Raw genomic sequence first — 26498 nt, forward strand, 5'->3', positions numbered from 1 at the left:
TTCAGACGGTCTTTACTGCCTTTCAGACGGCCTTAACGCTCAATCTGCGATACGTCGCGCACCGCGCCTTTGTCGGCGGAGGTGGCCATCGCGCCGTAGGCACGTAGGGCGGCGGAGACGTAGCGTTCGCGGTTTTCCGGCTTCCATGACCGGCTGCCTTTGGCTTCCATTTGGGCGCGGCGCTCGGCGAGTTCTTCGTCGGAGATTTTCAGATTGATGCTGCGGTTGGGGATGTCGATTTCGATGGTGTCGAACTCGCGCACCAGGCCGATGGCGCCGCCTTCGGCCGCTTCGGGGGAAACGTGGCCGATGCTCAAGCCCGATGTACCGCCGGAGAAACGGCCGTCGGTGAGCAAGGCGCATTGGGCGCCCAGGCCTTTAGATTTGAGATAGCTGGTGGGATAGAGCATTTCCTGCATGCCGGGGCCGCCTTTGGGGCCTTCGTAGCGGATGATGACGATGTCGCCGGCAACGATTTGGTTGGCCAAAATGCCTTCGACGGCGGAGTCTTGGCTTTCAAACACGCGGGCGCGGCCGGTGAATTTGAGAATGCTGTCGTCCACGCCGGCGGTTTTCACCACGCAGCCGCGCTCGGCGATGTTGCCGAAGAGTACGGCCAGGCCGCCGTCTTGCGAGTAGGCGTGTTCGACATCGCGGATGCAGCCGTTGGCGCGATCCAAATCCAGCGTTTTCCACATACGGTTTTGCGAGAAGGCCTGGGTGGTGCGCACGCCGCCGGGTGCGGCTTTGAAGCGCTCGATAGCGTGGGTGTTTTCGGGGTTGGTTACGTCCCATTTTTCAATCGCGTCTTTGAGCGTGGGGGCGTGGATGGTGTAAACGTCGGTGTGCAGCTTGCCCGCTTTGTCCAGCTCTTTGAGAATGGCGAAGATGCCGCCGGCGCGGTGCACGTCTTCCATATAGTAGTCGTGGTTGTTGGGCGCGGTTTTGCAGATGCAGGGCACTTGGCGGCTTAAGCGGTCGATGTCGGCCATTTTGAAATCGACGCCGGCTTCGTGGGCCACGGCAAGCAGGTGCAGGATGGTGTTGGTAGAGCCGCCCATGGCGATGTCCATGGTCATGGCGTTTTCAAAGGCTTTTTTGGTGGCGATGCTGCGCGGCAGCACGGTTTCGTCGTCTTGTTCGTAATAGCGTTTGGTGATTTCGACAATCATGCGGCCTGCTTCGAGGAACAATTCTTTGCGGCCTGCGTGGGTGGCAAGGTAGGAACCGTTGCCGGGTAGGGACAAACCAAGCGCTTCGGTCAGGCAGTTCATCGAGTTGGCGGTAAACATACCGGAGCAGGAGCCGCAGGTGGGGCAGGCGTTTTGCTCGATTTCGTCGATGGCGGCATCGGAAACGTTGTCATCAGCCGCGTCAATCATGGCATCCACCAAGTCCAAACGGCGCTCGGGCTGGATATTGGCCACGCCCAAAACCTTGCCCGCTTCCATCGGCCCGCCGGATACGAAAATGGTGGGGATGTTCAGGCGCATGGAAGCAATCAGCATTCCCGGGGTGATTTTGTCGCAGTTGGAAATGCACACCAGCGCATCGGCGCAGTGGGCGTTGACCATGTATTCGATGGAGTCGGCAATCAAGTCGCGGCTGGGCAGCGAATAGAGCATGCCGCTGTGCCCCATGGCGATGCCGTCGTCCACGGCGATGGTGTTGAATTCTTTGGCCACCGCGCCCGCTTTTTCAATCTCGCGGGCAACGAGCTGGCCCATATTGTGCAGATGCACATGGCCGGGAACGAACTGGGTGAAGGAGTTGGCAATGGCGATGATGGGTTTGCCGAAGTCGGTTTCCATCATGCCGGTGGCGCGCCACAGCGCGCGCGCGCCGGCCATATTGCGGCCGTGGGTGGAGGTTTTGGAGCGGTAGTCGGGCATGGTTGTGTGTCCTTGATTGTTGTGTGGCGGAGGCCGTCGCCGCCTTTGCGGGAATGACGTTTCCGAAACCGTTTCAGACGGCCTCCGAAGAGATGGCGCAAGGGCGCGATTCTATACCAGTGCGCGGCACGAAAGAAGCGGCGGCGCGCCAAATCGGCCCGACTGTTGCCAAAGCGCGGCAGATACGGGAAAGGCCGTCTGAAAGCGAAGCTTCAACGAAGTTAAAAGCTAAAACGGGTTTTAGCTTTGGTTGAAATTCTGCTTTCAGACGGCCTTTTGGAGCAAATGTAAAACGTACCATCCTGCGATGCACGCGGTTTGGGGTTTGTCGGGAGCCGTGCGGGTGCGCGAAAGGCCGTCTGAAAGCGGAAATTCGGGTTTCAGACGGCCTTTGGGTATGGCGGGTATTGCACCGAGTACGTGCGTCGCCAGGGGCGGCAGACCCTACGGATGAGCCACGCTACGCTTGCTTTATAAATCGGAACGTGAAGGAATTGAGCAAGACTCAGGAACAAAAATCTGGCAATGACTTATTCCCGCTTTCTTACATTCATGCAATGCTGCTGCTTCTGCATTACTTGCCTTAGTCATAAAAACAACACCATTTTTCTTGCCCTGTTTCCCTTGTACCCCGGCAAAACAACCATTACGCACCCAAACTTCAATTTTGCAGTTGACGCCACCATATTTTCTACACTCATTCAATGCAGCTTGTTCCGCCCTCTCTCTGGAGCTTTCATTGATCGCCCACCCCAAACACCCAATTGAGAACTAGTCGCCAATGCCCCGTATTTCGACGGCAGCATCACAGGGGGCGGGGCTTCCTGCCTTGTCCGCGATTGCGGCGGGGCGACATTGCGGCGGGGCGACATTGTAGCGAACCAGATCCCCATTGTTTCCCTGAAAGCTGCAAATGCCGCTCACGGGTCAAATTGTCCCGGACAGCCGTTTGCGTATACGTTCAAACTAGCCAAGCCCGACAATACAAAACACATTTCTTCATTCGGTTTTTCGTCCTTTTTGCTTCTGCCGAATCCTTGCGGTTCGGGTCGTTGATAAACAAGGTGTGCCGTCATACATATGACTGGCAGGCGCAGTCCGTATAAGGCAGGTGTCGCGCTTCGCTTTCAGACGGCCTCCATCCGTTTGCAGGCTATTTCATCATGTTTTTAATCACGCCCATCACGCTGCGGGAAATGGCGTTGGTAACCTGTTTGTTGATGCGGTTGCCGATGCTGTCGGCCAGATCGTAGCCCAATCCCTGATTGGCTTTTTTTCGGCTGCCGAACAGGCCGCCGAGGAAGCCTTCGAGCAGGCCGGGTTGGGATTTTTCCTGCGGCGCGGCGCTTTGCGCGGGGGCTTGCTGCGCGGCGGGCTGCTGCGCCTGCTGCGGTGCTTGGGCGGCCAGCTGTTGCAGGGCTTCGTAGGCGGAGAAATTGTCGACGGCGTCTTTGTAGTGGCGGTAGAGGATGTCGTTGCAAAAGCGCTGGTCGCGCTCTTGGGCGGCAAGGGGCGCGAGCAGCGACTGGGGCGGCAGGACGAAGGCGCGTTCCACGGGTTCGGGCATGCCTTTTTCGTCGAGGAAGGAGACGAGCGCTTCGCCGACGCCCAGTTCGGTGATGGCTTCGGCCACTTTGACGCCGGGTTTGCTGCGGAAGGTGTCGGCGGCGGCTTTCACGGCTTTCTGATCGCGCGGGGTGAAGGCGCGCAGGGCGTGCTGGACGCGGTTGCCGAGCTGGCCGAGCACGCTGTCGGGGATGTCGAGTGGGTTTTGCGTGACGAAATAGACGCCGACGCCTTTGGAGCGGATCAGGCGCACGACTTGTTCGACCTGTTCGAGCAGCGCGGGGGCTGCGTTGTCGAACATCAGGTGGGCTTCGTCGAAGAACATGACGAATTTGGGTTTGTCGGGGTCGCCCGTTTCGGGCAGGGTTTGGAAGAGTTCGGCAAGAAACCACAGCAAAAAGGCGCTGTACATGCGCGGCGAGCGCATCAGTTTTTCGGCGTTGAGGATGTTGATCACGCCCTGCCCTCCTTCGCTTTGCAGCCAGTCTTGCAGGTTGAGGGCGGGTTCGCCGAAAAAGCGCTCCGCGCCTTCGTTTTCGAGGGTGAGCAGCTGGCGCTGGATGGCGCCGACGCTGGCGGCGGAGACGTTGCCGTATTGCGTGCGGTATTCCTTGGCGTGTTCGGCGACGTATTGCAGCATGCCGCGCAGGTCTTTCAGGTCGATCAGGTGCCAGCCTTGGTCGTCGGCGGCTTTGAAAACGAGGTTGAGCAGGCCTTCCTGTGTGTCGTTGAGGTTCATCAGGCGGGAAAGCAGCATCGGCCCCATCTGCGATACGGTGACGCGCACGGGAATGCCGGTTTCGCCGAACACGTCCCAAAAGCGCACGGGAAAGGCTTTGAGATAGCCGCTTTTGTCGATGCCGAACTCTGCCATGCGCTCGCCGGGTTTGCCCGCGCCGTCGCCCGCTGCGGCGATGCCGGAGAGGTCGCCCTTTACGTCGGCGAGAAAAACGGGGACGCCGAGGTTGCTGAAACTTTCGGCCATTTTGCGCAGGGTGACGGTTTTGCCGGTGCCGGTCGCCCCGGCAATCAGGCCGTGGCGGTTGGCCATTTTGGCAATGATGTCGAGCGGGCTGTGTTCTGCGCCGTGCACGGCGATGGTGAGCGGGTTCATGTTGCGGCTCCTGTGTCGGATAAAAAACAGGCGGCATTGTAGCGGTTCGGCGCGGTTCGGACATCATAAAAACCTTGCTTGCCGGTGCCGACGGCCGTCTGAACGCCTCGCCGGGGCGCGCGGATTGTTTGGTTAAATTATTTATGTTCATACGGCGGAACACGCCGTTTTCCCGAGTCCGCACAAGCGCCCTACCCCACCGCGCCCGCCCGGATGGTTCAGACGGCCTGACGATTATTCCTGTCAAAACATGCTTTGCGCTAAATCAAACAATGCTTGATTCGACAATTACCATGCGTTACTACATAACAAAACAGGTTATAATTGACGCGTAATTACGCTTTATTAATCATTTTAACAAACCATACAGGAGATTATCGAAATGAAACAAAAAACCTGGTTGCTGCTGCCTTTGGCGCTGGCCGTATCCCAAGTCTGGGCGGCGGAAGAAACCGTCGAACAAAACGCATTGGATTCCGTGGTCGTCACCGGCACCCAGCAGAAAAAAGCCAATACGGTGAAATTCAATCCCAAAGCCGCCATCCAGCCGCTTCCCGCGGGCGACGGCGCGGATTTGCTGCAATCCGTGCCCAATATGAGCATCATCCGCAAAGGCGGCAGCTCGGGCGACCCGCTGTTTCGCGGTTTGGGCGGCTCGCGCCTGTCGATTAATGCCGACGACCAGTTTATCTACGGCGGCTGCAATATGCGCATGGATCCGCCCACAGCCTACATCCACCCCAACACTTTCGACGAAGTGATCGTCACCAAAGGCCCGCAAACGGTTACGCAGGGCATGGGACTGATTACGGGTTCGGTGCGCTTTGTCCGCCACGATCCGAAATTTGACGAAAAACCCTATTCCGTCAGCGGCGGCGTCACAGTCGGCAGCCACGGCCGCCGCGACGCTTCGTTTGAAGGCGAAGCGGGCGGCAAATACGGCTACCTGCGCGCCAACGTGTCGCACAACGAGGCCGACGACTATAAAGACGGCGACGGCAACCGCGTGCATTCCGAGTTCAAACGCGACAACCAAATGGTGCAGCTGGGCGTAACGCCGTCTGAAAACACCACCATCGCGGGCACATACGAACGCAGCCGCGCCAAAGCCGCCTACGCCGACCGCATGATGGACGGCAGCAAATTCGACCGCGACGCATGGAACGTGCGCTTCACACAAAAACGCCTCACCCCCTGGTTTACAGAACTGGAACTGCGCTACGGCGAGAGCGAAATCGACCATGTGATGGACAACTACAGCCTGCGCACGCCCGGCAAAATGCCCAACGGCATGACCATGCCCAAAAGCGCGATGAACCCCAAACGCAACACGGACACGGGCAACCTCCGCGCCACTTTCGACTGGGACAATCTCAATCTGCAAACCGGCGTTGACTATATGCGCGACAAACACGCTTCCCGCATGGAAATGCGCGGAGAAGGCTACAGCCACAAACCCTATATGCCCAACCAAAGCTTCAAACAGTGGGGCGCTTTTGCCGAAGCCGCATGGCAGCATAACGACAGCCGCAAATGGGTGGTCGGCCTGCGCCACGACAAAGTCAAAGCCGATTATGAGGGCAGCCACAACTTCGCCGCCGGCGCACAACGCCACCAAAACTATTCGCTGACCTCGGGTTTTGCCCGCTGGGAAGAAACCGTCGGCAACATCAAATATTACGCAGGTTTGGGCGTCGCCCAACGCTCGCCCGACTATTGGGAACGCAACAGGGCGCCGAACCTGAAAAAAGAAACCAACCGTCAAATCGATGCCGGCCTAATCTACAGCAGCGGCAACGTCCACAGCTCCTTGTCCGTGTTCGGCAGCAAAGTCAAAGACTTCATCATTGTCGAGAGCGCCAAAACCCACTGCCCGCAATATACCGCCTGCAACATCGATGCCACCCGCGTCGGCGGCGAAGCCGAAGTGAAATGGAAATTCGCCCCCGACTGGGAAATCGGCAGCAGCCTGGCCTATACGCGCGGCAAAAACCGCAGCCACGGCCTGCCGCTGGCGCAAACCCCGCCCTTAGAATGGAACAGCAGCCTTGCTTGGGACAACGGCAAATTCAGCGCAGGCGCACTTTGGCGCGTAGCCGCCAAGCAAAACCGTTATGCGCAAGGCCAGGGTAACATCGTCGGCCAAGACCTCGGCGCAGCCGCAGGCTTCGGCGTCCTTTCGCTCAACGCAGGCTGGAAAATGAACAAATACACCACTTTGCAAGGCGGCGTGGACAATGTATTTAACAAAACCTACGCCGAATTTGTCAGCAAAAGCGGCTCCAACGTCGACCCCGCCGCAGGCATTAAAACCACCCGCGTCAACGAACCAGGACGCACTGCCTGGCTAAGACTGCAGGCACGGTTCTAATCGGGCACAACAAGCAGCAGAAAGGCCGTCTGAAAACCTATTTTCGGTTTTCAGACGGCCTTTTGCCGAATCGGGATTCATAGCGGATGAGGCTTTTTGATAGGGGCTGTACTAGATAAGCCCTAAATTTCACACCACCGGCGCAGCACTTTAAGCTGCTCGGAGGGTGTGCCAAAGTTAAAACGGAACTCGCATTCTTTCAAGAAAAGCGGGAAAGATTTACGGTCGATTCCATTGTATTTGCGCAGTACGCGCTTTGCCTGATTCCAGAAATTTTCAATGCCGTTGATATGGTTCTGTCTGTCGGCAAACAGCTTGCTGTGATTAATGCGGTGGTGGGTAAATCCGCTTACATCCAACACATCATAGCTGCTCAAACAATCCGTATAGACAATACTGTCAGGCATAATTTTCTTTGTTATAACAGGAAATAACGTCTCTCTTTTAGCGTTCTCGACAACCACGGTATAAACCTTACCACCGCGTTTGAGAATGCCAAAGACAGCTACTTTCCCTGCTGCCCCACGTCCGCGTTTACCTTTGAGGTGTCCGCCGAAGTAGCTCTCATCAAGCTCAACAGTACCATCAAAAACTGTATCGGCTTCCAATGAAAGATAGTAGCTGATGACTTCGCGAACCTTGCGGTAAAACAGTGCTGCTGAATTGGGATGAATGCCCAACAAATCAGCAGCCGAACGGGCAGTTACTTCAAGTACAAAAAACTGAAGCAACTTTTTCTGTGTACTCTTTTTTAGTTTACAATGGGTTATCTTCATTTTTGCAGTCTAACATGACTGCTTATCTAGTACAGCCCCAAACAAAAACCGCATCCGGTAAGGGATGCGGTTTCCAGTATGCCTAATTGCAGGCTGCCAAAAGATTATTCGGCAGCAGCAACGACGGCAACAGTAATTTTGGCAACGGCGTCGGTGTGCAAAGCCACTTCTACTTCATATTCGCCAACGGCTTTGAACGGGCCTTCGGGCAAACGAACATTGGCTTTTACAGCCTCCACACCGGCAGCAACGATGGCAGCAGCGATGTCGGCATTGGTAACCGAGCCGAACAGACGGCCGTCGACACCGGCTTTCTGCGCGATGGTAATGGTTTGTCCGTCCAGTTTTTCCCTGCGTGCCTGCGCATCAGCCAGGATTTCGGCTTGACGTGCTTCCAGTTCGGCACGGCGGGCTTCAAATTCGGCTTTGTTGGCTTCGGTTGCGCGTTTCGCTTTACCTTGGGGAATCAGGAAGTTGCGGGCATAGCCGTTTTTAACGGTAACGATGTCGCCCAAGTTGCCCAAACCGCCGATTTTTTCTAACAGAATAATTTGCATGATTTACGCTCCAAAATTATTTGTGTTGGTCGGTGTAAGGCAGCAGCGCCAAGAAGCGCGCACGTTTTACGGCAACCGCCAGCTGGCGCTGGTAGTGCGCTTTGGTACCGGTAATGCGGGCAGGGATGATTTTGCCGTTTTCGGTAATGAAGTCTTTCAGCAGATCGACCTGTTTGTAATCGACTTCTTGGATTTTTTCAGCCGTGAAACGGCAGAATTTTCTACGTTTGAATGTTTGACGAGCCATGTCGTTTTAACCTTTATATTCTTGAATGTTCTGTATCCGCAGTATCGGTTTGGGATGGCGCTGGCTCTTGGCGGCAATAAAGCCGCCGACTTGAACCGTGCTGTTTTCCCGATGCTGCCATATCAAAGCGTCCTTACCGACGATTTTGGCCTGGATTTCCAAGCGCACCGTACACGGACGGTTGTTTTCGCTCTGCATTGATTTGTGTTCGAGCAGCAAATCCAACACAGGTACACCCGCAGGCGTATAACGCAGCGCACCGCATTTGGCGATGCGGGCGGTAAGGATCAGGAGGTTGTCCAATTACGCTTCGGCAGTTTCCTGCTGGGGATTCAGCAGATTTTTCGATTTCTCTTCCTTCATCATCGGAGAGGCTTCGGTCACTGCGTGTTTGGTTTGGATGGTCAGATGGCGCAGAACGGCATCATTGAAGCGGAAACCGGTTTCCAGCTCTTCAATAACGGCCGGAGTGGTTTCGACGTTCATCAGTACATAGTGCGCTTTGTGGATTTTGTTGATCGGGTAAGCCAGTTGGCGGCGACCCCAGTCTTCCAAACGGTGAATGACACCGTTGTTTTCGGTTACCAGTGCTTTGTAGCGTTCAACCATGGCGGGCACCTGCTCGCTTTGATCGGGATGAACGATAAACACGATCTCGTAATGACGCATGTTATCTCCTTACGGTTTAAAAACAGTCTGCCGCCATGCGGGTGCGGCAGACAAGGTTGCAAAGCGCGGCATTATAGCGGCCGCAAAACGGGCGCGCAAGTTTTAAAGCGTGTCGACGCCGAACAAATCGGACGCAAACAAATCCGGCTCTTTCACGCGCTCGCGGCAGTCGATTTTGATGTCTTCGCTCACGCGGCAGCAGCAGGGCAGGATTTCGCCGGGCGCGACGAAAGCCAGCGGGAAATTGTCGTAAGACACGCGGCCGCTGAGGATTTTGACGCGGCACGAGCCACAATAGCCGCTACGGCACTGGTATTCGACCTCGTGGCCGGTGCGCTCCAAGCCCTCCAAGAGCGTTTCGCCGTCTTGCAGCTCGAAAGTTTTGTCGTGTGTGCTGATGAGTGCCATGTGTGTTTTAGGGCATAGAGGCCGTCTGAACAATGTTTCAGACGGCCTTAAATATATAAATTCAAATAATCAAGCCTTTTTCCCACAAGGCTAAAACGACATGAAGCTGGCTGTTATATTTTTTTCATTCCCCACAATTTCGCGCCAAAAAACGGATTTTTTCTGATTTGCCCATTCGGGATCATTTTTTAAAAGGCTGACCGCTGCAACGGCATATTCTCCGTTTTTGGAATGTTTGGTTTTGACTTTTTCCGGGTTGATTCCTTTAACCAACCCCGCACGACACAATCCCAAAAATGCATTCTTTGGGCATCCTTTTTTTCTAATTGACTCCTTGATGGGAAATGATGCCGCAATTTCTGTCCAAGCTTGTTCCATATCTTCATATTTAGAATATGATTCAGCTGCTTTTACCGCAATGTCGCCATAAATCTTCATTTTTGGTTATACCTTGAGGATTGAAAAGAGATTTTCAGACGGCCGGTTACGCCCAAAGGCCGTCTGAAACGCGGTTTACAGCTCGAAGTCGCCCAAATCGTCCGCGCTGACTTCCGAATCGATCTGACCGATTAAGTAAGAAGAAATTTCCACTTCCTGCGGCGCGACCTGTACGTTGTCGGACGACAGCCACGCGTTAATCCACGGAATCGGGTTTTGGGTGGCACCTTCGAATCCGGCGGGCAAACCGACCGCCTGCATACGCAGGTTGGTGATGTATTCGACGTATTGCGCCAGAATTTCCTTGTTCAGACCAATCATCGAACCGTCTTTAAACAGATAGACCGCCCATTCTTTTTCCTGCTCCGCCGCTTTTTTGAAGAGTTTGAAACATTCGTCCTGCAATTCGACGGCGATTTCCGCCATTTCAGGATCGTCGGCACCGGCGCGCATCAGGTTGAGCATATGCTGCGTGCTGGTCAGGTGCAGGGCTTCATCACGGGCAATCAGCTTGATGATTTTGGCGTTGCCTTCCATCAACTCGCGCTCGGCAAAGGCGAACGAGCAGGCAAATGAAACGTAGAAACGGATGGCTTCCAACACGTTGACGCACATCAGGCAGAGATAGAGTTTTTTCTTCAATTCGCGCAGTTTCACGACCACGGTTTTGCCGCCGACTTGGTGCACTCCCTCGCCCAAGAGGTTGTAATACTGGGTGTATTCGATCAAATCGTCATAGTAGCAGGCGATGTCTTCGGCGCGGGCGATGATGTATTCGTTTTGCACGATGTCGTCGAACACGACAGACGGGTCGTTGACGATATTGCGGATGATGTGGGTGTAGCTGCGCGAGTGGATGGTTTCGGAAAAGCTCCACGTTTCAATCCATGTTTCCAATTCGGGAATCGACACCAAGGGCAGCAGCGCGACATTGGGGCTGCGGCCTTGAATGGAATCGAGCAGGGTTTGGTATTTTAAGTTGCTGATGAAAATGTGTTTTTCGTGTTCGGGCAGGTTGGCGTAGTCGATACGGTCGCGCGACACGTCGATTTCTTCTGGCCGCCAGAAGAAAGACAGTTGTTTTTCAATCAGTTTTTCAAACACTTCAAACTTTTGCTGGTCGTAGCGCACCACGTTGACCGGCTGGCCGAAAAACATCGGCTCTTTGAGCGCGTCGTTTTTCTGTTTGCTGAAGGTGCTGTATTGCATGACGAGGTGTTCGCAGGACATGGATTGGCTCTCTGTGGATTGTCTTGAATGAAGTTTGGTTTGGGCTTGAGGCCGTCTGAAAAGGCTGCCTAAAATGATCGGAGCCGATACAAGTATCCGGCCTACGATGAATTTTCAGGCAGCCTGTTTTCCCGCTGTTTAGCGGAATACCATGCCGCCGTCGGTAAGGATGGCTTGTCCGGTGATGTAGTCGGAGTCTTCCGAGGCAAGGAAGGAGACGAGTTTGGCTACGTCTTCAGGCTGCTGCGGGCGGCCGGCGAGGATACCGGCGGTAAATTCCTTCCATGCCTGCTTGGGCTGGTAGCCTTTGTGTTCGACAAAGGCGGCGTCGATGCGCTCCCACATCGGGGTGTCGGCTACGCCGGGGCAGTAGGCGTTGACGCGGATACCGTAGGGCGCAAGCTCTTTGGCGGTGGAGTGGGTGAAAGAGCGCACGGCGTGTTTGGTGGCGCAGTAAAGGCTGAGCATTTCGTAGGATTCGTGGCCGGCGATGCTGCAGGCGTTGATGATTTTGCCGATGCCTTCCTGCTTTTTCATCTGTTCGGCGGCGGCCTGGGTGCCGTAAATCACGCCTTTGATGTTGATGCCGAGCACACGGTCGATTTCCGCGTCTTCAATGCCGAGAAACGCACCCACGGATTCGACGCCGGCGTTGTTGACGAATACGTCCAAGCGGCCGAACGCTTTCACTGCTTCGTTCACCAGCCTGAACTGGTCGGCACGCACGGCGGAATTGCCTTCGACGGCGATGTTTTCAAAACCGGCGGCATCAAACTCTGCTTTGGTTTTGGCGAGATTGGCGGCGTTGATGTCGTGCAGGACGATACAAAAGCCGTCTTCGGCCAGACGCTTGGCGATGGCTTTGCCCAAACCTGCGGCGGAGCCGGTTACTGCTGCTACTTTTTTCACGTTCATAGTCGGTACCTTTCTGTCAGTACGGGTGGAAAAAACGGAAACGGTATATTTTGTGCGTACGCTTAAAGCGTTTTTTATCGGTGTTCTGGCGGCCTGAAAAGAGGAAAAATACGGTAGGTTGCATTTCCCGATGATTTTCCGCCTTTCAGACTGCCTTTGCATCAGAAAGGCCGTCTGAACGTCCGAAATGTCGGATGCAAGTATCCGACCTACGCGAAAAACATCAAATCTTACAAGCCCCGCCGGCGCAGCCGTCGTCTTGGATGTCGGTTTGGGTGTCGTCGGCACCGTCGCGGGTGTTGTGGTAGTACAAAGTTTTCACGCCGTATTTGTAGGCGGTGAGCAGGTCTTTGAGCATTTGTTTCATAGAAACTTTGTTGCCTTCGAATTTGCCCGGGTCGTAGGCGGTATTGGCGGAAATCGACTGATCGACGAATTTTTGCATCACGCCGACAAGTTTCAAATAGCCTTCGTTGCCCGGAAGCTGCCACAGGGTTTCGTAGGCGTCTTTCAGGGTTTCAAACTCCGGTACGACTTGTTTCAGGATGCCGTCTTTCGATGCTTTGACCGTTACCAATCCGCGCGGCGGCTCAATGCCGTTGGTGGCGTTGGCGATTTGCGAACTGGTTTCAGACGGCATGAGTGCAGTCAGGGTGGAGTTGCGTAGGCCGTATTTGACAATGTCGGCTCGCAGGCTTTCCCAGTCACACAACAGCGGTTCGCTGCACACAGCATCCAAGTCTTTTTTGTAGGTGTCGATGGGCAATTTGCCTTGAGAATAAACGGTTTGGTTGAACAACGGGCATGCGCCGTATTCTTTGGCAAGGTTCACCGATGCTTTGAGCAGGTAATACTGCATGGCCTCAAAGGTGCGGTGGGTCAGACCGAGCGCGGAATCGTCGCTGTAACGGACGCCGTTTTTCGCCAGATAGTAGGCATAGTTGATGACACCGATGCCGAGCGTACGGCGGTTCATGGTCGCGGTGCGGGCGGCTTCGACCGGATAGTCTTGGTAATCCAACAGGGCATCGAGTGCGCGCACGGTCAAATCGGCAAGCCCTTCCAGCTCGTCCAAGCTGTTTAATGCGCCCAAGTTGAAGGCGGACAAGGTACACAAGGCGATTTCACCGTTCGGATCGTTGATGTTGTCCAGCGGTTTGGTCGGCAGGGCGATTTCCATACACAGGTTGGACTGGTGCACGGGTGCGACGCGCGGGTCAAACGGGCTGTGCGTGTTGCAGTGGTCAACGTTTTGGATGTAGATGCGGCCTGTACCGGCGCGCTCCTGCATCAGTGCGGAGAAAAGGTCGGTGGCGAGCAGGGTGCGCTTGCGGATATTGGGATCTTGCTCGTATTGGGTGTACAGCCGCTCAAATTCGTCTTGGTCGGCGAAAAAGGCTTCATAAAGGCCGGGTACTTCGTTGGGCGAAAACAGGGTGATGTTGCCGCCTTTAATCAGGCGGGTGTAAAGCAGGCGGTTGATTTGTACGCCGTAATCAAGCTGGCGGATGCGGTTGTCTTCCACGCCACGGTTGTTTTTGAGCACCAGCAGGCTTTCGGCTTCGATGTGCCAAAGCGGGTAGAACAGGGTGGCCGCGCCGCCGCGCACGCCGCCCTGCGAGCAGGATTTGACCGCTGCTTGGAACATTTTGAAAAACGGAATGCAGCCGGTATGTTGCGCTTCTCCGCCGCGGATTTCGCTGCCCAAACCGCGAATACGTCCGGCGTTAATGCCGATGCCCGCGCGTTGGGAAACGTATTTCACAATCGCGCTGGTGGTGGCGTTGATGGAATCGAGGCTGTCGTCGCACTCAATAAGCACGCACGAGCTGAACTGGCGCGTAGGCGTACGCACGCCGCTCATGATGGGCGTGGGCAGAGATACTTTGAATGTAGATACCGCGTCGTAAAAACGCTTCACATACGAGAGGCGCGTGTCTTTCGGATATTTGGAAAACAGGCACATCGCCACGAGGATATAGAGAAACTGCGGCGTTTCGTAAATCTGGCGGGTAACGCGGTTCTGCACCAGATATTTGCCTTCGAGCTGCTTCACGGCCGCGTAGGAAAAAGTCATGTCGCGGCTGTGGTCGATGTAGGCGTTGAGTTCGTCAAACTCTTCACGGCTGTAGTCTTCAATGATGTGGCGGTCGTATTTGCCCGCTTCGGTGAGTTTTTTTACATGGTCGAAGAGGTGCGGCGGCTCGAATTCGCCGTAAGCGATTTTACGCAGATGGAAAATGGCCAAGCGCGCGGCCAGATACTGATAATCCGGAGTGTCTTGCGAAATCAGGTCGGCAGCGGCCTTGATGATGGTTTCGTGGATGTCGTCGGTGCGGATACCGTTGTAAAACTGAATGTGCGATTTGAGCTCGACCTGCGAAACGGAGACATTGCTCAATCCTTCCGCCGCCCAGGTTACGACGCGGTGGATTTTGTCCAAATCAATGTTTTCCAAACAGCCGTCGCGTTTGGTTACTTTCATGTTTTCTGCGGCATTCATCGGAAATCCTTAAAACGGTAAAAAATACTAGATATAGTATGAATCGGGGGCTCGGACTACAATATATCGTGTTTCGGCCGTCTGAAACAGGCTTGACAAACCGGCGGCAAAACGCTTTTTCCCGGCAGTGAAAACGGGGAAAACGGCGGAGGTTTGATATGGCGGGAATCTTTGGTGCGGCGCTGATGAAAAAACCGGCAAAGTTAAAAAATGTAAGCGCAAACCGGCCGCGCAGCTACCCGACCCGGTCTGTCCTGTTCCTTATGCATCATCATCCGTATCGTCTGCAAACAATCGAGATTAGGCCGTCTGAACTGCTTTTTCCCGGCACGGGTTTTAGACGGCCTCCCGGCAAAAACGGCCGCATCCGTCTTTCAGGATGCGGCCGTCTGAACGCTACTGCCGGATTATTTGTTCACTTCTTTCGCCAGATACAGCCAGGTTTCGATAACGGTATCGGGGTTCAGCGAAATGGTGTCGATGCCCTCTTCCACCAGCCATTTGGCGAAATCGGGATGGTCGGACGGCCCCTGACCGCAGATGCCGACGTATTTGTTGTGCTTGCGGCAGGCGGAGATGGCCAGATGCAGCATCACTTTAACGGCGGGGTTGCGCTCGTCGAAGGTGGCAGCGATGGGGCCGCCGCTGTCGCGGTCGACGCCGAGGGTGAGCTGGGTCATGTCGTTCGAGCCAATGGAGAAACCGTCGAAGTATTGCAGAAACTGCTCGGCCAGAATGGCGTTGCTCGGCACTTCGCACATCATAATCAGGCGCAGGCCGTTTTTTCCGCGCTCCAAGCCGTTGGCTTTGAGGGCTTTGACGACGGCTTCGGCTTCGGCCAGGGTGCGTACGAAGGGGATCATGATTTCGACGTTGGTCAGCCCCATGTCATCGCGCACGCGCTTGAGGGCTTGGCATTCGAGGGCAAAGCATTCGGCGAAGTCTTCGGAGATGTAGCGCGCCGCGCCGCGGAAGCCGAGCATGGGGTTTTCTTCGTGCGGCTCGTAGCGGCTGCCGCCGATCAAGCCCATGTATTCGTTGGATTTGAAATCGGACATGCGGACGATAACCTTGCGCGGGAACACCGAAGCAGCCAGCGTAGACACGCCCTCGGCGATTTTGTCGACGTAGAAATCAACAGGCGAGGCATAACCGGCGATGCGGCTTTCGATTTCCTCTCGGATGTCTTCGTCCTGTTTGTCAAACTCAATCAGGGCTTTGGGGTGGATGCCGATTTGGCGGTTGATGATGAACTCCATACGCGCTAAACCGATACCTTCGCTGGGCAGGCTTGAGAAGGAGAAGGCCAGCTCGGGATTGCCGACGTTCATCATGATTTTGACGGGCGCTTCGGGCATATTGTCCAAAGCAACATCGGTTACCTCCACCGGCAGCAGGCCGTCGTAAATCAGGCCGGTATCGCCTTCGGCGCAGGAAACGGTGACTTCCTGACCTTCTTTAAGAACGGAAGATGCGTTGCCGCAGCCGACAACGGCGGGAATGCCCAGTTCGCGGGCGATGATGGCGGCGTGACAGGTGCGGCCGCCGCGGTTGGTGACGATGGCGGCGGCACGTTTCATCACCGGTTCCCAATCAGGGTCGGTCATGTCGGTAACGAGTACGTCGCCTTCTTTGACGGTATCCATTTCGGAGGCGTCTTTAACAAGACGCACTTTGCCTTGTCCGACTTTCTGACCGATGGCACGGCCTTCGCACAGCACGGTTTTGTCGCCGCCGATGCTGTAACGGCGCAGGCTGCGGCTGCTCTCTTCCTGCGATTTCACGGTTTCGGGACGGGCTTGCAGGATGTAGATTTTGCCGTCGATGCCGTCGCGTCCCCATTCGATGTCCATCGGGCGGCCGTAGTGTTCCTCGATAATCAGGGCGTATTTGGCCAGCTCGGTGATTTCTTCGTTGCTGACGGAAAACTGTTTGCGCTGCTCGGCGGGCACGTCCACCACCTGAACCGATTTGCCGGCCTGCGCTTTTTCGGTGAACACCATCTTAATGAGTTTCGAACCCATGGTTTTGCGCAGGATGGCGGGACGGCCTTCGCGCAGGGTCGGTTTGTGGACGTAAAACTCGTCGGGGTTCACCGCACCTTGGACGACCATTTCGCCCAAGCCGTAAGACGAGGTAACGAACACGACCTGATCGAAGCCGCTTTCGGTATCGAGGGTAAACATCACACCGGAAGCGCCGTGGTCGGAGCGCACCATGCGCTGCACGCCTGCGGACAGGGCGACGATGTCGTGGGCGAAACCTTTGTGGACGCGGTAGGAAATGGCGCGGTCGTTGTAGAGCGAGGCGAAAACGTGTTTCATCGCCTCTTTGACGTTATCCAGGCCGTTGATGTTCAGGAAGGTTTCCTGTTGGCCGGCAAAAGAAGCGTCGGGCAGGTCTTCGGCGGTGGCGGAAGAGCGCACGGCAACGGAAATCGCGTCGGTGCCCGCTTCGGCCGTCATTTTGTTCCAAGCCTCTTCAACCGCTTTATCCAATTCTTCGGGGAACGGCGTTTCCAAAATCCATTGGCGGATTTCTTTGCCCACGCGCGCCAGCTCGGCCACATCGTTGACATCCAGCGCGGCCAGCGCGGCGGAAATGCGTTCGTTCAGGCCGTTGTGCGCCAAAAACGCGCGGTAGGCATCGGCCGTGGTGGCAAAACCGCCCGGCACGCGCACGCCTTTGCCGCTCAGTTGGCTAATCATTTCGCCAAGGGAGGCGTTTTTGCCGCCGACGCTGTCCACGTCGGTCATACGCAGATTTTCAAACCAGATAACGTAATTTGCAGCCATTTGTGTCGTCCAAATCAAAGGTTATAAAACGTAAAGAATCCAGCGCGGCATTTTAACCAGCCTGCGCCGCCGTGTCATGTGTTTTCTCCTGCCGCAGCCGGTTTGAGGCCGTCTGAAAACAAGGCACGGGCGCAATGTAGCGGCGTGAAACTCCGCATCGGCGCTGTGCCTGTTTTTGTTATTTTCAGTCGTAAGCACCTGTCCGCGCAGCCGCTACGCATCCGGAATCGGCAGGTTTTGCCGCCATATTCCGCCACGCACGGCCGAGCGCGCGGCACAAAAAGCCAAAAACATCCGCCGCGAACAGGCATGTAACGCAGTGTAGTTTTTCCACACGCTTCAATTTCAGACGGCCTCTTGCTATCATCCGCGCCCCTTGTTTCCACCACCGAAAAGCGAGCACAACCATGTCGCGCCGACCCGCCTTCTTCATTTCCGACCGCACCGGCCTCACCTCCGAAAGCATGGGCGAAGCCCTGCTCGACCAGTTTCAGGACATCAAATTCAAGCGCTCCACCTACCCCTTCGTCGACACGCCCGACAAAGCCCGCGCCATGGTGCAGATTATCGAAACCGCCGCACAGCAGACCGAGCTGCGGCCGCTGGTTTTTTCCAGCATCCTCAACGAAGAAATCCGCAACATCATCCGCAGCAGCCCCGGCCTGCACCTGAGCTTTTTCGACGCCTTTCTCGGCGTCTTGGAAAACGAATTGGGCACCAAAGCGCGGCACGAAGCCGGACGCATCCACGGCATCGCCGACACCGCCCGCTACGAAGCGCGCATGGATGCGGTGAACTTCACCCTCAACCACGACGACGGCGTCAGCGACAAAGACCTGAAAGACGCCGACGTCATCCTCATGGGCGTATCGCGCAGCGGCAAAACGCCGACCTGCCTGTATCTCGCCCTGCAATACGGCATCCGCGCCGCCAACTATCCGCTCACGCCCGACGATCTCGACAGCCCCGACCTGCCGCCGATGATCAAGCCCTACCGCAGCAAAATCTACGGCCTCACCATCCAGCCCGAGCGCCTGGCCGACATCCGCGAAGAGCGCCGCCCCAACTCGCGCTACGCCAGCCTCGCCACCTGCAAGCAGGAAGTGGCCGACGCGCAGGCCATGTTCCGCCGCTTCGACATTCCGTTCACCAACACCACCCACAAATCGGTGGAAGAACTCGCCGCCAGCATTTTGCAGGCCTGCAATCTGAAACGCCGTTTTTAAAAAACCGTTGCCGCCGCGCGCGGCAAAAAGGCCGTCTGAAAGCCATATTCGTTGCTTTCAGACGGCCTTTTGTATACCGAAGCCGCCGTTTGTCCCGCATACCGATGCTGCGGCGTCCGCCGAATGTTTGAGGCCGTCTGAAAGCGAAGCTTCAACGAAGTCAAAACGCAAACCCGCTTTCAGACGGCCTTTCCGTGTCAAAACAGCCTTTCGCCTGCCGAACCGCGCCGCTGTCATACCCATAAACATTTGAGGCCGTCTGAAACGCAAACCTGCTTTCAGACGGCCTTTTTGCGTACCCGTGTCAGTCAGGCACAGCGCGGTATCAATACTCCAATTCGCCGCTGGCGCGTTTGGCTTTGAAGTCGCGGGTTTCCTTTACAATCACGCCCGAGAGCAGAAGCAGGGCGATCAGATTGGGCACGGCCATCAGGCCGTTGAAGGTGTCGGCGGCCGTCCACACCAGATCGAGGCTCATCACCGTGCCGAGCATTACGGTGGCAACGTAGATAACGCGGTAGGGCTTCACGAATTTGTCGCCGAAAACGTAGCCGGCGCATTTTTCGCCGTAGTAACACCAGCCGAGGATGGTGGAATAGGCAAAGAAAATCAGGCCGATGGTGACAATCCAGCCGCCCCAGCCCGACAGGAGGGCGTTGAAAGTCTGCGTGGTGAGCGCCGCGCCTTTGAGTTCGGGCAGCATAAACTGGCCGTCCGCGCCCAGCAGCCCCATTACCAACACGATGCCGGTAATCGAGCAGACGACGATGGTGTCGAGGAAGGTGCCGGTCATGGAAACGAGTGCCTGACGCACAGGATGGTCGGTTTTCGCGGCGGCGGCGGCGATGGGGGCGGAACCCATGCCCGCTTCGTTGGAGAACACGCCGCGTGCGACGCCGTAGCGGATAACGGTGCCGACCACGCCGCCGGCCACGGCCTGCCCCGTGAAGGCGTCGCCCAGTATAACTTTCAGCGCGGGCAACAGCAGGTCGAGGTGCGAGAAGACGATAACCAGGCCGCCGAGCACATAAAGCACGGCCATAAAGGGCACGACGATGGAGCTGACTTTGGCGATGCTCTGGATGCCGCCGAGTACGACGAAGGCGGTTATCAGCGTCAGCGCCACGCCGCTAATCCACGGCTCGATGCCGAAGCTGCTGTGCATGGCCTGCGCCACCGAGTTGGCCTGTACGGAGCTGCCGATACCGAAGGAGGCGATGGTGCCGAACAGAGCGAAGAGAACGGCCAGCCATTTCCAGTTTTTGCCCAGGCCGTTTTCAATGTAGTACATCGGCCCGCCCGACATTTCGCCCTTGCTGTTGGTGATGCGGAATTTCACCGCCAGCACGCCTTCGCCGTATTTGGTGGCCATACCGAAGACGGCGGTAATCCACATCCAAAACACCGCACCCGGCCCGCCGGCGGCCACGGCGGTAGCCACGCCCGCGATATTGCCCGTGCCGATGGTGGCCGACAGGGCGGTCATCAGCGCGCCGAAATGGGAAACGTCGCCGTCGTGGTCGCTGCCGTCGTCTTTTTTCGGATGCGGGCGGAACGCCTGTTTCAGTGCGTAAAACAGCATGGAAAACTGCAAACCGCGCAAGGCCAGCGTCAGCCAGATGCCCGTGCCGACCAGCAGCACCAGCATGCCGCGCCCCCATACATAGCTGTTCAGCTCGTTGAGAAAGTTCTCTATTCCTTGCATTTCTTTCCTCCTCGGTTAAATTGTTTACATTTCATCGGGGAGGCGCATTTCAGCACACAACGTTAAATTGTGCAAGGCGCACACCCCTCTCGGCGCATCGGGCGCAAAAACGGCACAGGCCGTCTGAAAACACGTTTTCAGACGGCCTGTGCCGTATGCAGCGGCGTTCAGCCCAGCAGCGCTTCGATGTCCGAAGGACGCGACACGGCGAAATCCGCCGGCCATTCTTCGGTGCGGTCGCCCGCCGCGATATAGCCCCACAGCGCCAGCACGGTTTTCATACCCGCATCGCGCCCGGCCTGCATATCGCGTCGGGCATCGCCGACATAAAGGCATTCCTGCGGCGCCACGCCGATCTGCCCGCAGGCGTAAAGCATAGGCACCACGCTCGGCTTGGCCTCGGCGCAGGTATCGCCGCTCACCACCACCGCAGGCGGCACGGCAAAACCGAGCTTGGGCACAAGACGGTCGGTAAACATAGCGGGCTTGTTGGTGACGATGCCCCAGGCAATGCCCCTGCGCACCAACACGGCCAACAGATTGCCGATTTGCGGAAACAGAACCGTATCGCGGTCGAAACAGGCCTCGTATTCCGCCAGATAGGCCGCACGCCACTCGTCGAAACCCTCATCGCCGCGCGAAATACCCGCACCCAGCGCCAACAGCCCGGCCGCGCCGTGGCTGGCCACCGCGCGGATATCGGACATATCCTTCGGCGGCAGACCGCGTTTGGCCAACAGAGCATTGAGCGCGCCGCCCAAATCGGGGGCGGTGTCGGCAAGCGTGCCGTCCAAATCGAAGAGAACCGCTTTGATCATGATGCTTTCCCGTGTGTGTGATAAAACAGTGTCATTTTAACCTTTACTGCCGTATCTTTTCAAAGGTTAAGCCGCCGCAACGCGCAATCGGCGCCTGCCCGAAACGCGGCGGCAACGGGTTTTCAGACGGCCTCATGTCCGTATTTTCACGCAGCCCGGGCGAAAAACCATTAAAATCGCGCCTTTTTCCCGCCGCACGCCACGCCTGCCATGTACGCACTGACCGAAATCCTTTCCCCTGCCCTGCCGCAAACCGACTTTATCGCCGCACGCCCCGCGTGGACGCGCGAAGCGTTTAACCGCGCCGTTTTCGCCTTGTCAGGCCGTCTGAAAGCGGCAAACGTGCGCTCCGCCGCGCTGTGGTTCGACGATGCCGCGCTGTTTGCCTGCGCCGTGCTCGCCGCATGGCACGCCGGGGCGCGGGTGATGCTGCTGCCGAACACGGCGCGGGAAAGCATCGAATGGGGAGCGTCGTCCGACGTATTTCTCACCGATTCGCACGACGGCAAACTGTTTTCAGACGGCCTCAACCGCAACATATGGCATCTGCCCGAAGCGGCAGAAACCGCGCAGAGGCCGTCTGAAAACCATAACGGCAATACCGGTTGGCGCATTCCGCCCGAAGCCGAAGCCTGGTTGAAAACGTCCGGCTCCGGCGGCGAGGCAAAAACGGTTGTGAAAACCGCCGCGCAAATGCAGGCCGAAGCGGCGGTGCTGGCCGTCTCGCTGTCTTTTGGCCGCAGCGGCGCGGCGGTGGTCGGCAGCGTGTCGCCGCAGCATTTATACGGTTTCACGTTCCGCTTCGCACTGGCCTTGACAATGGGCTGGACAATGGAACGGGCGCAGGCGGTATATCCTGAAAACCTGCTTGCGGCCACGGCGGCACACGCAAAATCCGTGTGGATTGCCAGCCCCGCCGTACTCAACCGTTTGGGCGAAAACCGCGACTGGCTCTCCGCTTCAGGGCGCATCGCAGGCATCGTTTCCGCAGGCGGCGCACTGCCCGAGGCGACTGCGGACTTGCTCGAACACGTCGCCGTGCGCCCGTTTGAAGTGTACGGCAGCACCGAAACCGGCGTGATTGCCTCACGCAGCAGCAGCCGGGTGTGGCAGGCGTTTGACGGCGTATCGTTCGGACAGGACGGCGAAGGCACACTATGGGCGGATTCGCCGTGGTCGGCAGGCCGCTGCCAAACCGCCGACCTCATCGAACGGCAGGACACCGGCTTTCTGCTGCTCGGCCGCAAAGACCGCATCATCAAATTTGAAGACAAACGCGTGTCGCTCACACAAATCGAACACGAGCTGTTGCGCCACCCGTGGATTGCCGACGCACATTGCAGCCTGCACCCGCGCCACCGACGCATCGCCGCATGGGCGGCTCTTACCGGCGAAGGTATCGCCGCCCTGCGCGAACAAGGCCGCGCCGCCGTAATTGATGCCCTCAAACGCCACCTCGCCCAATCGCAGGACACCGCCGCCCTGCCGCGCTACTGGCGTTTCGCCGACACCCTGCCGCGCAACACACAGGCCAAAATCGCCGCCGCCGACTTTCAGACGGCCTTTACCGAACCGCAAACCGCGCCGCGATGGACGCAGCAAAGTACAAACGGCGGCGAAATCCTGTTCACAGGCCGCGTACCGCCCGATCTGGTCTATTTCGGCGGCCACTTCGCCACCTTCCCGCTCGTCCCCGGCGTAGTCGAACTGCAATGGGTGCTCGACCTTGCCGCACGCCAACCGTGGGGCAACCGCCCCGCCGTGCGCGTGGAAAACCTAAAATACCAACAGTTCGTCCGCCCCGGCGGCGACATCGCCGTTACACTGAAATACGATGCCGATAAAGACAAACTGTCGTTCAAAATCAACCGCAGCGACGGCACGCCCTGCGCCTCCGGCCGCATCGTGTTTGAGGCCGTCTGAAACCCGTTTCCATATACATATTGATTTATTCCAAGCAAAGGCAAACCGATGAAACTTTTTCCCGCATTAGAACGACGTTATTCCGAAGAGCATTTGGGCGCAGGCGAAGCACAGCGGCTGGCTCAGGAGATTGCGTTTGCGCCGATTGTGTTCCAAGTGTCGCGGCTGATGGTGAAATACGGCATTTTTGAGCGTCTGAACGAGGCTTCAGACGGCCTCACGCAGGACGAAATCGCCGAAGCGGCGGGCATCGGCTCTTATGCGGCTCAGGTGCTGCTTGAAGCCTCGCTCTCCATCGGCACGGTACATACGCGCGGCGGCCGTTATTTTCTCGGCAAGGCCGGCTGGTTTTTGCTGAAAGACAAGCTGGCGCGCGTGAACATGGATTTTGTCCAGGAAGTCTGTTACCAGGGTATGTTTGATTTGGAAAAAACGCTGGAAACGGGCAAACCCGAAGGGCTGAAAGTGTTCGGCGGTTGGCCGACGATTTACGAAGGCCTCTCGTCGCTGCCGCCTGAAACGCAAAAGGCGTGGTTTGGCTTTGACCATTATTATTCCGACAATTCTTTCGCCCAAGCCCTGCAAACCGTGTTCGGCCGGCCGGTGAAAAAGCTGCTTGATGTCGGCGGCAATACTGGGCGTTGGGCTTTGCAGTGCGTCTCCCATAATCCTGATGTCGAAGTAACGGTTATGGATTTGCCGCAGCAAATCGGCCTGATGAAAGAATCGGTTAAAGGCAAACCCGGCGCAGAGCGCATCCACGGCCACCCTGCCGACCTGCTGGATCCGGCAACGCCCTTTCCCACGGGCTTTGACGCGATTTGGATGAGCCAATTTCTCGATTGTTTCTCCGAAGCCGAAGTAACCGGCATTCTCGAACGTGCCGCGCGTTCGATGGATGAAAACACCAGCCTTTACATCATGGAGCCGTTTTGGGACAGACAGCGTTACGAAACTGCCGCCTACTGCCTCACGATGACCAGCCTCTACTTTACCGCGATGGCCAACGGCAACAGCAAAATCTACCATTCCGAAGACATGATGCGCTGCGCCCGCAACGCCGGTTTGGAAATCGCCGAAATTTCAGACGGCCTCGGCTTGGGGCACAGTATTTTGCGGTGCGTAAAGGCCGTCTGAAACATGAAAATCCTCGTCCTGATTCCCCATTACAACCACCCCGACACCGTCGGCCGCGTTGCCGAAACCATGCGCGGTTTCGGTTTGGACGTACTCATTGTTGACGATGGTTCGCGGCCGGAATGTCGCGCCGTACTGCAAGGCTTGGTTTCAAACGGCATTCATTCCGTCAACGTTATCTTCCGCCCTGTCAACGGCGGCAAGGGTGCGGCGGTGAAAGCCGGTTTGAAATACGCCGAAGAACGCGGCTACAGCCACGTTTTGCAGGTTGATGCCGACGGCCAGCACCATCTTGACGACACGCCCAAGTTGCTTGCCGCCGCCTCCGCGCACCCCGAAGCGGTTATCTGCGGCTGGCCGCAATACGGCAGCGACGCACCCAAAGCACGGCTCTACGGGCGCAAAATCACTGACTTTTGGAATATGCTGCACACTTGGTCGCACGACATCAAAGACGGCATGTGCGGCTTCCGCCTCTACCCGCTCGCACCCGCACTTGCCGTCGTGCGCGAAGAAAGCGTAGGCGACCGCATGGACTTTGACACCGAAATCCTCGTCCGTCTCTATTGGCGCGGAGTCAAACCTGTGTGGATACCCACGCCCGTGCGCTACGCGGCAGGCGGCGTTTCCCATTTCAACGAATGGACAGACAACATACGCATCAGCAAAATGCACGCACGGCTGTTTTGCGGTATGTTGCAGCGGCGTTTTTCCGGCAAAGGCCGTCTGAAATAATGGGTACCGAGGCACAAAACCCCAACCACTGGGCGCAGCAGCAGGAACGCGGCAACCGCCTGTTTCTCGCGTTGACCACGCTGATGGTGCGCTATCTGCCGGGATGGTTGATGCGACCCTGCATTTGGCCGGTGGTGCTGTATTTTTACGCCACTTCGTCCAAACAACGCCGCCATATCCTCCGTTATCAAACGCGCCTTCAGACGGCCTTCCCCACCACCGTCCTACCGCACCGCTTCGCCGTGTTCCGCCAGTTTGTCGCCTTCGGAGAGGCCGTCTGCGACCGCTTTGCCGTATGGCAGCACAAAATCCGCTATCGCGACCTGACTGTCGAAGACCCCGACAACGTGTCCGGCATCGTTGACAGCGGCGGGCGCGGGCAGATTTTTGTCTGCTCGCACTTGGGGAACACCGAAGTCTGCCGTGCACTGGTATCACACCACCAAGGTTTCCGGCTCAATGTGCTCGTACACAGCAAACACGCGCAGGCGTTTAACGATGCGCTCGAAAAAGCCGGTGCCGACCGCATCAAAATGATACAGGTCGGCGACTTGGACGCTGCCTTGATGATGGAATTGAACCGCCGCATCGAGGCGGGCGAATGGATTGCCGTCGCAGCCGACCGCGTACCCGTACGCGGTGCCAAAACCGCTCCCGTACAGTTTCTCGGCCAAAGCGCACAAATGCCGCAGGGCGCATGGCTGTTGGCCGCTTTGCTGAAAACGCAGCTCAACACCCTCTTTTGCGTAAAACGCAACGGCCGCTACCACCTGAAACTGCGCCGCTTCGCCGATACCGCGACATGGAAACGCCACGGCCGCCAAACCGAAACCGCCGCTACCATGCAGCGTTTCGCCGACCTGTTGGCAGAAGAATGCGCCGAAAACCCGCTGCAATGGTTTAACTTTTATGATTTCTGGGGCGACGAGGCCGCCTGAACAGGAAACCGCAACGTGAAAAAACACATCTACTGCCGCCACAGCTTCGAGCTTGAAGTCCCGTTTTTCGACGTGGACGCCATGCACATCGTTTGGCACGGCAACTATGTCAAATACCTCGAAACCGCCCGCTGCGCATTTTTAAGCAGCATCGGCTACGACTACAACGAAATGGGGCGGCAGGGTTACAGCTGGCCGATTGTCAAAATGGACTTCAAATACATCCGCCCCGCCCTGTTCGGCCAAAAAATCCGAGTGGACATGGAAATCGTCGAAATCGAAAGTTGCCTGCGCATCGACTACACCATCCGCGACGCGCAAAGCGGTGAAAAACTGACCCGCGCCTCCACCACGCAGGCCGCCGTATCCGTTACGACAGGAGAAATGCAGTTCCAAACGCCGCAAAGCTGGCTTGATGCCGTACGCCGCCACCCGGCCTTTGCCGAGGCCGTCTGAAATCCGTTTTCAGACGGCCTGCCGCCGCCATATCCTTTTCCACAGACAACAGGCCGTCTGAAACGGCCGCCGCAGAAAG

24 protein-coding genes are annotated in these 26498 nt (G+C 56.9%); 8 read left to right on the forward strand and 16 right to left on the reverse strand.

Translation table 11 applies throughout. The features are described 5' to 3' along the window. Positions 1–32: 32 nt before the first annotated feature. Positions 33–1892, reverse strand: coding sequence for a dihydroxy-acid dehydratase (gene ilvD / locus ACG2K1_RS06610; protein WP_395428548.1), 1860 nt, complete (start codon positions 1890–1892; stop codon positions 33–35). Between the two features lie 53 nt (positions 1893–1945). Between ilvD and ACG2K1_RS06615 the strand changes: the two genes are divergently transcribed. After that, complete coding sequence (locus ACG2K1_RS06615; RefSeq protein WP_395428549.1) at positions 1946–2146, forward strand: hypothetical protein; 201 nt, start codon at positions 1946–1948, stop codon at positions 2144–2146. Between the two features lie 217 nt (positions 2147–2363). Here ACG2K1_RS06615 and ACG2K1_RS06620 read toward each other — a convergent pair whose 3' ends face one another. Together ACG2K1_RS06620 and ACG2K1_RS06625 are read right to left on the reverse strand one after the other, a co-directional pair. After that, positions 2364–2648: a DUF4189 domain-containing protein gene (locus tag ACG2K1_RS06620; protein WP_232304400.1), complete on the reverse strand. Its 285-nt coding sequence runs from the start codon at positions 2646–2648 to the stop codon at positions 2364–2366. 397 nt (positions 2649–3045) lie between these two features. Further along, positions 3046–4572 carry a helicase HerA-like domain-containing protein gene (locus tag ACG2K1_RS06625; RefSeq protein WP_009426623.1) on the reverse strand — a complete coding sequence of 509 codons (1527 nt, stop codon included), beginning with the start codon at positions 4570–4572 and terminating at the stop codon, positions 3046–3048. Positions 4573–4954: 382 nt separating this feature from the next. On the opposite strand from ACG2K1_RS06625, the gene ACG2K1_RS06630 reads away from it, so the two are divergent. Beyond that, complete coding sequence (locus ACG2K1_RS06630; protein ID WP_009426621.1) at positions 4955–6943, forward strand: TonB-dependent copper receptor; 1989 nt, start codon at positions 4955–4957, stop codon at positions 6941–6943. Positions 6944–7065: 122 nt separating this feature from the next. Here the strand turns inward: ACG2K1_RS06630 and ACG2K1_RS06635 are convergent, their stop codons facing one another. From ACG2K1_RS06635 to ppsA, 11 genes are all read right to left on the reverse strand, one after another. Further along, entirely contained in the window at positions 7066–7719 is a 654-nt protein-coding gene (locus ACG2K1_RS06635) for an IS1595 family transposase (RefSeq protein ID WP_395428550.1), read from the reverse strand. Between the two features lie 104 nt (positions 7720–7823). Beyond that, a complete protein-coding gene (rplI, locus tag ACG2K1_RS06640; RefSeq protein WP_395428551.1) occupies positions 7824–8276 on the reverse strand; it encodes a 50S ribosomal protein L9 in 453 nt (150 codons plus the stop codon). 16 nt (positions 8277–8292) lie between these two features. Continuing rightward, positions 8293–8523, reverse strand: coding sequence for a 30S ribosomal protein S18 (rpsR, locus tag ACG2K1_RS06645; protein ID WP_002641495.1), 231 nt, complete (start codon positions 8521–8523; stop codon positions 8293–8295). A 6-nt stretch (positions 8524–8529) separates the two neighbouring features. Further along, on the reverse strand, positions 8530–8826 hold the full coding sequence (priB, locus tag ACG2K1_RS06650; protein WP_009427509.1) for a primosomal replication protein N: 297 nt from the start codon (positions 8824–8826) through the stop codon (positions 8530–8532). After that, positions 8827–9192, reverse strand: coding sequence for a 30S ribosomal protein S6 (gene rpsF / locus ACG2K1_RS06655; protein ID WP_009427510.1), 366 nt, complete (start codon positions 9190–9192; stop codon positions 8827–8829). Positions 9193–9294: 102 nt separating this feature from the next. After that, a complete protein-coding gene (yfaE, locus tag ACG2K1_RS06660) occupies positions 9295–9600 on the reverse strand; it encodes a class I ribonucleotide reductase maintenance protein YfaE (protein WP_036496859.1) in 306 nt (101 codons plus the stop codon). 90 nt (positions 9601–9690) lie between these two features. Then, complete coding sequence (locus ACG2K1_RS06665; protein WP_395428552.1) at positions 9691–10038, reverse strand: DUF6979 family protein; 348 nt, start codon at positions 10036–10038, stop codon at positions 9691–9693. 75 nt (positions 10039–10113) lie between these two features. Continuing rightward, positions 10114–11247: a class Ia ribonucleoside-diphosphate reductase subunit beta gene (gene nrdB, locus ACG2K1_RS06670; RefSeq protein ID WP_395428672.1), complete on the reverse strand. Its 1134-nt coding sequence runs from the start codon at positions 11245–11247 to the stop codon at positions 10114–10116. A gap of 159 nt (positions 11248–11406) precedes the next feature. Beyond that, positions 11407–12183, reverse strand: a complete 777-nt coding sequence (locus tag ACG2K1_RS06675; protein WP_395428553.1) for an acetoin reductase — start codon at positions 12181–12183, stop codon at positions 11407–11409. Between the two features lie 223 nt (positions 12184–12406). Beyond that, positions 12407–14686, reverse strand: coding sequence for a class 1a ribonucleoside-diphosphate reductase subunit alpha (gene nrdA, locus ACG2K1_RS06680; protein ID WP_395428554.1), 2280 nt, complete (start codon positions 14684–14686; stop codon positions 12407–12409). 407 nt (positions 14687–15093) lie between these two features. After that, positions 15094–17481 carry a phosphoenolpyruvate synthase gene (ppsA, locus tag ACG2K1_RS06685; protein ID WP_094030873.1) on the reverse strand — a complete coding sequence of 796 codons (2388 nt, stop codon included), beginning with the start codon at positions 17479–17481 and terminating at the stop codon, positions 15094–15096. A 407-nt stretch (positions 17482–17888) separates the two neighbouring features. Here ppsA and ACG2K1_RS06690 point away from each other — a divergent pair, with 407 nt between their 5' ends. Further along, positions 17889–18707 (forward strand): pyruvate, water dikinase regulatory protein, encoded by an 819-nt coding sequence (locus ACG2K1_RS06690; RefSeq protein WP_009424978.1) that lies wholly within the window; start codon positions 17889–17891, stop codon positions 18705–18707. A 325-nt stretch (positions 18708–19032) separates the two neighbouring features. Here the strand turns inward: ACG2K1_RS06690 and ACG2K1_RS06695 are convergent, their stop codons facing one another. Both ACG2K1_RS06695 and ACG2K1_RS06700 read right to left on the reverse strand, forming a co-directional pair. Then, positions 19033–20412 (reverse strand): sodium:alanine symporter family protein, encoded by a 1380-nt coding sequence (locus tag ACG2K1_RS06695; RefSeq protein WP_009424976.1) that lies wholly within the window; start codon positions 20410–20412, stop codon positions 19033–19035. A gap of 167 nt (positions 20413–20579) precedes the next feature. After that, complete coding sequence (locus ACG2K1_RS06700; RefSeq protein ID WP_009424975.1) at positions 20580–21230, reverse strand: HAD family hydrolase; 651 nt, start codon at positions 21228–21230, stop codon at positions 20580–20582. A gap of 210 nt (positions 21231–21440) precedes the next feature. Here ACG2K1_RS06700 and ACG2K1_RS06705 point away from each other — a divergent pair, with 210 nt between their 5' ends. From ACG2K1_RS06705 to ACG2K1_RS06725, 5 genes are read left to right on the forward strand one after another with little or no spacing between them, the layout of a single operon-like run. After that, positions 21441–23153 (forward strand): AMP-binding protein, encoded by a 1713-nt coding sequence (locus ACG2K1_RS06705; protein ID WP_395428555.1) that lies wholly within the window; start codon positions 21441–21443, stop codon positions 23151–23153. A gap of 48 nt (positions 23154–23201) precedes the next feature. Next, a complete protein-coding gene (locus tag ACG2K1_RS06710; RefSeq protein ID WP_395428556.1) occupies positions 23202–24290 on the forward strand; it encodes a methyltransferase in 1089 nt (362 codons plus the stop codon). Between the two features lie 3 nt (positions 24291–24293). Beyond that, positions 24294–25025, forward strand: a complete 732-nt coding sequence (locus tag ACG2K1_RS06715) for a glycosyltransferase family 2 protein (protein ID WP_395428557.1) — start codon at positions 24294–24296, stop codon at positions 25023–25025. Continuing rightward, positions 25025–25963: a glycosyl transferase family 2 gene (locus tag ACG2K1_RS06720; RefSeq protein WP_395428558.1), complete on the forward strand. Its 939-nt coding sequence runs from the start codon at positions 25025–25027 to the stop codon at positions 25961–25963. The genes ACG2K1_RS06715 and ACG2K1_RS06720 overlap by 1 nt, the downstream gene beginning before the upstream one ends. 15 nt (positions 25964–25978) lie before the next feature. Then, on the forward strand, positions 25979–26419 hold the full coding sequence (locus tag ACG2K1_RS06725) for a thioesterase family protein (RefSeq protein WP_009424969.1): 441 nt from the start codon (positions 25979–25981) through the stop codon (positions 26417–26419). Positions 26420–26498: the final 79 nt, after the last annotated feature.

The sequence above is a fragment of the Neisseria sp. 23W00296 genome, from assembly GCF_044772855.1.
In the GTDB taxonomy this organism is placed as follows: domain Bacteria; phylum Pseudomonadota; class Gammaproteobacteria; order Burkholderiales; family Neisseriaceae; genus Neisseria.

Bases quoted from the DNA above. Each gene is read 5' to 3' on its own strand.
- ilvD (WP_395428548.1), bottom strand. From the start codon at position 1,892: ATGCCCGACTACCGCTCCAAAACCTCCACCCACGGCCGCAATATGGCC.
- rpsR (WP_002641495.1), bottom strand. From the start codon at position 8,523: ATGGCTCGTCAAACATTCAAACGTAGAAAATTCTGCCGTTTCACGGCT.
- ACG2K1_RS06700 (WP_009424975.1), bottom strand. From the start codon at position 21,230: ATGATCAAAGCGGTTCTCTTCGATTTGGACGGCACGCTTGCCGACACC.
- nrdA (WP_395428554.1), bottom strand. From the start codon at position 14,686: ATGAATGCCGCAGAAAACATGAAAGTAACCAAACGCGACGGCTGTTTG.
- rplI (WP_395428551.1), bottom strand. From the start codon at position 8,276: ATGCAAATTATTCTGTTAGAAAAAATCGGCGGTTTGGGCAACTTGGGC.
- ACG2K1_RS06695 (WP_009424976.1), bottom strand. From the start codon at position 20,412: ATGCAAGGAATAGAGAACTTTCTCAACGAGCTGAACAGCTATGTATGG.
- ACG2K1_RS06720 (WP_395428558.1), top strand. From the start codon at position 25,025: ATGGGTACCGAGGCACAAAACCCCAACCACTGGGCGCAGCAGCAGGAA.
- ACG2K1_RS06675 (WP_395428553.1), bottom strand. From the start codon at position 12,183: ATGAACGTGAAAAAAGTAGCAGCAGTAACCGGCTCCGCCGCAGGTTTG.
- ACG2K1_RS06635 (WP_395428550.1), bottom strand. From the start codon at position 7,719: ATGAAGATAACCCATTGTAAACTAAAAAAGAGTACACAGAAAAAGTTG.
- rpsF (WP_009427510.1), bottom strand. From the start codon at position 9,192: ATGCGTCATTACGAGATCGTGTTTATCGTTCATCCCGATCAAAGCGAG.
- yfaE (WP_036496859.1), bottom strand. From the start codon at position 9,600: ATGGCACTCATCAGCACACACGACAAAACTTTCGAGCTGCAAGACGGC.
- ACG2K1_RS06665 (WP_395428552.1), bottom strand. From the start codon at position 10,038: ATGAAGATTTATGGCGACATTGCGGTAAAAGCAGCTGAATCATATTCT.
- ACG2K1_RS06715 (WP_395428557.1), top strand. From the start codon at position 24,294: ATGAAAATCCTCGTCCTGATTCCCCATTACAACCACCCCGACACCGTC.
- ACG2K1_RS06630 (WP_009426621.1), top strand. From the start codon at position 4,955: ATGAAACAAAAAACCTGGTTGCTGCTGCCTTTGGCGCTGGCCGTATCC.
- ACG2K1_RS06690 (WP_009424978.1), top strand. From the start codon at position 17,889: ATGTCGCGCCGACCCGCCTTCTTCATTTCCGACCGCACCGGCCTCACC.
- ACG2K1_RS06710 (WP_395428556.1), top strand. From the start codon at position 23,202: ATGAAACTTTTTCCCGCATTAGAACGACGTTATTCCGAAGAGCATTTG.
- ACG2K1_RS06625 (WP_009426623.1), bottom strand. From the start codon at position 4,572: ATGAACCCGCTCACCATCGCCGTGCACGGCGCAGAACACAGCCCGCTC.
- nrdB (WP_395428672.1), bottom strand. From the start codon at position 11,247: ATGCAATACAGCACCTTCAGCAAACAGAAAAACGACGCGCTCAAAGAG.
- ACG2K1_RS06705 (WP_395428555.1), top strand. From the start codon at position 21,441: ATGTACGCACTGACCGAAATCCTTTCCCCTGCCCTGCCGCAAACCGAC.
- ACG2K1_RS06615 (WP_395428549.1), top strand. From the start codon at position 1,946: ATGACGTTTCCGAAACCGTTTCAGACGGCCTCCGAAGAGATGGCGCAA.
- ppsA (WP_094030873.1), bottom strand. From the start codon at position 17,481: ATGGCTGCAAATTACGTTATCTGGTTTGAAAATCTGCGTATGACCGAC.